The sequence below is a fragment of the Gordonia paraffinivorans NBRC 108238 genome (assembly GCF_000344155.1).
Taxonomy (GTDB): domain Bacteria; phylum Actinomycetota; class Actinomycetes; order Mycobacteriales; family Mycobacteriaceae; genus Gordonia; species Gordonia paraffinivorans.
The window spans coordinates 1-5,546 of the sequence record NZ_BAOQ01000072.1; the positions used below are offsets into that span (position 1 = coordinate 1).

3 rRNA genes are annotated in these 5,546 nt (G+C 56.1%); all 3 read left to right on the top strand.

The window, feature by feature from the left end:
* Positions 1-162: 162 nt before the first annotated feature.
* The 3 genes from GP2_RS20565 (at position 163) to rrf (ending at position 5,514) form a co-directional block, all read left to right on the top strand.
* A 16S ribosomal RNA gene (locus GP2_RS20565) occupies positions 163-1,686 on the top strand.
* A gap of 465 nt (positions 1,687-2,151) precedes the next feature.
* Positions 2,152-5,285: ribosomal RNA gene (locus tag GP2_RS20570) — 23S ribosomal RNA — on the top strand.
* A 112-nt stretch (positions 5,286-5,397) separates the two neighbouring features.
* Positions 5,398-5,514 (top strand): 5S ribosomal RNA (rrf, locus tag GP2_RS20575).
* Together the 16S, 23S and 5S rRNA genes form the textbook arrangement of a ribosomal RNA operon.
* Positions 5,515-5,546: the final 32 nt, after the last annotated feature.

Genomic DNA, 5,546 nt, shown 5'->3' on the forward strand with positions numbered 1-5,546 from the left:
GGCATCGTGCATTCTTTATGAATGTTGTGATGTGTTTTTTGTTCATGTCATCTGGCCCCGTCTGGGTGGCGTGAGCTGGTTTTTGGATTGGTCAGGTTTTCTTTCCTGGTCTTCTAGTGTTGAAACGCCGGCTCTTTTGTGGGTTGGTTGTTTTGCTAGGTTTTCATGGAGAGTTTGATCCTGGCTCAGGACGAACGCTGGCGGCGTGCTTAACACATGCAAGTCGAACGGAAAGGCCCAGCTTGCTGGGTACTCGAGTGGCGAACGGGTGAGTAACACGTGGGTGATCTGCCCTGGACTCTGGGATAAGCCTGGGAAACTGGGTCTAATACCGGATATTCACTTTCTCTCGCATGGGGGTTGGTGGAAAGCTTTTGCGGTTCAGGATGGGCCCGCGGCCTATCAGCTTGTTGGTGGGGTAATGGCCTACCAAGGCGACGACGGGTAGCCGACCTGAGAGGGTGATCGGCCACACTGGGACTGAGACACGGCCCAGACTCCTACGGGAGGCAGCAGTGGGGAATATTGCACAATGGGCGCAAGCCTGATGCAGCGACGCCGCGTGAGGGATGACGGCCTTCGGGTTGTAAACCTCTTTCACCAGGGACGAAGCGTGAGTGACGGTACCTGGAGAAGAAGCACCGGCCAACTACGTGCCAGCAGCCGCGGTAATACGTAGGGTGCGAGCGTTGTCCGGAATTACTGGGCGTAAAGAGCTCGTAGGCGGTTTGTCGCGTCGTCTGTGGAATTCTGCAACTCAATTGTAGGCGTGCAGGCGATACGGGCAGACTTGAGTACTACAGGGGAGACTGGAATTCCTGGTGTAGCGGTGAAATGCGCAGATATCAGGAGGAACACCGGTGGCGAAGGCGGGTCTCTGGGTAGTAACTGACGCTGAGGAGCGAAAGCGTGGGGAGCGAACAGGATTAGATACCCTGGTAGTCCACGCCGTAAACGGTGGGTACTAGGTGTGGGACTCTTTTCACGGGTTCCGTGCCGTAGCTAACGCATTAAGTACCCCGCCTGGGGAGTACGGCCGCAAGGCTAAAACTCAAAGGAATTGACGGGGGCCCGCACAAGCGGCGGAGCATGTGGATTAATTCGATGCAACGCGAAGAACCTTACCTGGGTTTGACATCTACCGGACCGCTCCAGAGATGGGGCTTCCCTTGTGGCTGGTAGACAGGTGGTGCATGGCTGTCGTCAGCTCGTGTCGTGAGATGTTGGGTTAAGTCCCGCAACGAGCGCAACCCTTGTCCTGTATTGCCAGCGCGTAATGGCGGGGACTTGCAGGAGACTGCCGGGGTCAACTCGGAGGAAGGTGGGGATGACGTCAAGTCATCATGCCCCTTATGTCCAGGGCTTCACACATGCTACAATGGCTGGTACAGAGGGCTGCGATATCGTGAGGTGGAGCGAATCCCTTAAAGCCAGTCTCAGTTCGGATTGGGGTCTGCAACTCGACCCCATGAAGTCGGAGTCGCTAGTAATCGCAGATCAGCAACGCTGCGGTGAATACGTTCCCGGGCCTTGTACACACCGCCCGTCACGTCATGAAAGTCGGTAACACCCGAAGCCGGTGGCCTAACCCCTTGTGGGAGGGAGCTGTCGAAGGTGGGATCGGCGATTGGGACGAAGTCGTAACAAGGTAGCCGTACCGGAAGGTGCGGCTGGATCACCTCCTTTCTAAGGAGCACACAACATCACACGTTTCTGCCAGCGTATGTCTGTGCGGCGTGTGTGTGTTCGAGGGTGAAACATCAGACACAGCCTTGGGTTTCGTCGCCTGACGAAACATCTGGGGTTGCCGCTGAGGTCGTGAGGCCGGCGGGTTGATCGTCACACTATCGGGGTTCTGAGGGAACACACGTTGTCCTCTGAGCTGCAGATCGGGTGTGTGTCGGTGAGGTGTCCTGTGGTGGGGCGCGGAGGCATGCAGCTGGGTGCGGTGTGTGTTGTTTGAGAAGTGCATAGTGGATGCGAGCATCTTTATTTCGCGCCGGCAAGGCTGGCGGCCCCTTGTGGGGGTGGCTGGTGTTGTTGGTGTGTGATTGAGCAGAAAACTTGTGAGTTTTTGGTGATGTCTACATTCGATCCTCGTGTGCAGGGCCCTTTGTGGTTCTGTGTGTGGGGGGTTGTTTGTAGGTGTTGTTGTAAGTGTGTAAGGGCGTTCGGTGGATGCCTTGGTACCAGGAGCCGATGAAGGACGTGGTAGGCCGCGATAGTCCTCGGGGAGTTGTCAAACGAGCTGTGATCCGAGGGTGTCCGAATGGGGAAACCCAGCACGAGTGATGTCGTGTTACCACCAGCTGAATGTATAGGCTGTGTGGGGGGAACGTGGGGAAGTGAAACATCTCAGTACCCATAGGAAGAGAAAACAATAGTGATTCCGTGAGTAGTGGCGAGCGAAAGCGGAGGAGGCTAAACCATGCGCATGTGATACCGGGTAGGGGTTGTGCGTGTGGGGTTGTGGGGTTCATCTTCTTCCATCTACCTGTGGAAGCGTGAGTCAGAAAACTGTGTGTTAGGTGAAGTGGCCTGGAATGGTCTGCCGTAGACGGTGAGAGTCCGGTAGCTGAAAGCACATGGTCTTGCGTGATGTTCTCCCAAGTAGCAGCGGGCTCGTGGAATCTGCTGTGAATCTGCCGGGACCACCCGGTAAGCCTGAATACTTCCTGGTGACCGATAGCGGACTAGTACCGTGAGGGAAAGGTGAAAAGTACCCCGGGAGGGGAGTGAAATAGTACCTGAAACCGGACGCTTACAATCCGTCAGAGCTTGTGCCTCCTTTGGAGGGTGGGTGATGGCGTGCCTTTTGAAGAATGAGCCTGCGAGTTAGTGCTCGGTGGCGAGGTTAACCCGTGTGGGGTAGCCGTAGCGAAAGCGAGTCTGAATAGGGCGTTTGAGTCGCCGGGTCTAGACCCGAAGCGGAGTGATCTACCCATGGCCAGGGTGAAGCGACGGTAAGACGTCGTGGAGGCCCGAACCCACTTCAGTTGAAAATGGAGGGGATGAGCTGTGGGTAGGGGTGAAAGGCCAATCAAACTCCGTGATAGCTGGTTCTCCCCGAAATGCATTTAGGTGCAGCGTCACATGTTTCTTACCGGAGGTAGAGCTACTGGATGGCCGATGGGCCCCACAGGGTTACTGACGTCAGCCAAACTCCGAATGCCGGTAAGTGAGAGTGTGGCAGTGAGACTGCGGGCGATAAGGTTCGTAGTCGAGAGGGAAACAGCCCAGATCGCCGGCTAAGGCCCCTAAGCGTGTACTAAGTGGAAAAGGATGTGGGGTCGCGAAGACAACCAGGAGGTTGGCTTAGAAGCAGCCACCCTTGAAAGAGTGCGTAATAGCTCACTGGTCAAGTGGTCCTGCGCCGACAATGTAGCGGGGCTCAAGTACACCGCCGAAGCCGCGGCACTCACACGTTAGCTTGTCGGTTCTCTACGGAGGGCCGGCCAGGTGTGTGGGTGGGTAGGGGAGCGTCCTGCATCCGTGGAAGCCTCAGAGTGATCTAGTGGTGGAGGGTGTGGGAGTGAGAATGCAGGCATGAGTAGCGAAAGCAGAGTGAGAAACTCTGCCGCCGGATGACCAAGGGTTCCTGGGCCAGGCTAATCCGCCCAGGGTGAGTCGGGACCTAAGGCGAGGCCGACAGGCGTAGTCGATGGACAACGGGTTGATATTCCCGTACCCGTGTATCCGCGCCCATGCTGAATCAGTTGTACTAACCATCCAGATCCTTTCCGAGGCGCCTTCGGGTGCCCGGTGGGGTGATGCGTGGGACCTCGGCTGGTAGTAGGCAAGCGATGGGGTGACGCAGGAAGGTAGTGGGGCCAGTTAGTGGTTGTACTGGTGTAAGCCTGTAGGGCGAGGCATAGGCAAATCCGTGTCTCGTGATGCCTGAGAGGTGATGCGTAGCCGTTGAGGCGAATTCCATGATCCTATGCTGCCGAGAAAAGCCTCTAGCGAGTTGGTACACGGCCCGTACCCCAAACCGACACAGGTGGTCAGGTAGAGAATACTAAGGCGATCGAGATAACTGTGGTTAAGGAACTCGGCAAAATGCCCCCGTAACTTCGGGAGAAGGGGGACCCAGGCTGGTGAACACCTTTGCGGTGGGAGCTGGTGTGGGTCGCAGAGACCAGAGAGAAGCGACTGTTTACTAAAAACACAGGTCCGTGCGAAGTCGTAAGACGATGTATACGGACTGACGCCTGCCCGGTGCTGGAAGGTTAAGAGGACCGGTTAGTGGATTCGTCCGCGAAGCTGAGAATTTAAGCCCCAGTAAACGGCGGTGGTAACTATAACCATCCTAAGGTAGCGAAATTCCTTGTCGGGTAAGTTCCGACCTGCACGAATGGCGTAACGACTTCTCTGCTGTCTCAACCACAGACTCGGCGAAATTGCAGTACGAGTAAAGATGCTCGTTACGCGCGGCAGGACGAAAAGACCCCGGGACCTTCACTATAGCTTGGTATTGGTGTTCGGTACGGTTTGTGTAGGATAGGTGGGAGACTGTGAAGCCGGCACGCCAGTGTTGGTGGAGTCGTTGTTGAAATACCACTCTGATCGTATTGGACTTCTAACCTCGGACCCTGATCGGGTTCAGGGACAGTGCCTGGTGGGTAGTTTAACTGGGGCGGTTGCCTCCTAAAAGGTAACGGAGGCGCCCAAAGGTTCCCTCAGCCTGGTTGGCAATCAGGTGTTGAGTGTAAGTGCACAAGGGAGCTTGACTGTGAGACGTACATGTCGAGCAGGGACGAAAGTCGGGACTAGTGATCCGGCACCGGCAAGTGGAAGCGGTGTCGCTCAACGGATAAAAGGTACCCCGGGGATAACAGGCTGATCTTCCCCAAGAGTCCATATCGACGGGATGGTTTGGCACCTCGATGTCGGCTCGTCGCATCCTGGGGCTGGAGTAGGTCCCAAGGGTTGGGCTGTTCGCCCATTAAAGCGGCACGCGAGCTGGGTTTAGAACGTCGTGAGACAGTTCGGTCTCTATCCGCCGCGCGCGTAAGAAACTTGAGGAAACCTGTCCCTAGTACGAGAGGACCGGGACGGACGAACCTCTGGTGTGCCAGTTGTCCCGCCAGGGGCACCGCTGGTTAGCTACGTTCGGAAGGGATAACCGCTGAAAGCATCTAAGCGGGAAGCCTGTTCCAAGATGAGGTTTCTCACCCCCTCAGCGGGGTTAAGGCCCCCCACAGATCATGGGGTTGATAGGCCAGAACTGTAAGCACAGCAATGTGTTCAGGTGACTGGTACTAATCGGCCGAGGACTTACCAACAACACCACAACACCACCAGACACAAAAGTCTGAGCAGTGTTCGCATCCACTATGCATCTTCTGAGACAACACACAACACAAACAAACAACTGTTGTGGTTGTTTCACAGAGTTACGGCGGCCATAGCGGAGGGGAAACGCCCGGCCCCATTCCGAACCCGGAAGCTAAGCCCTCCAGCGCCGATGGTACTGCACCTTAACCAGTGTGGGAGAGTAGGACACCGCCGAACACAACTTCAGAAAGGCCCCGTATTCGATGAAA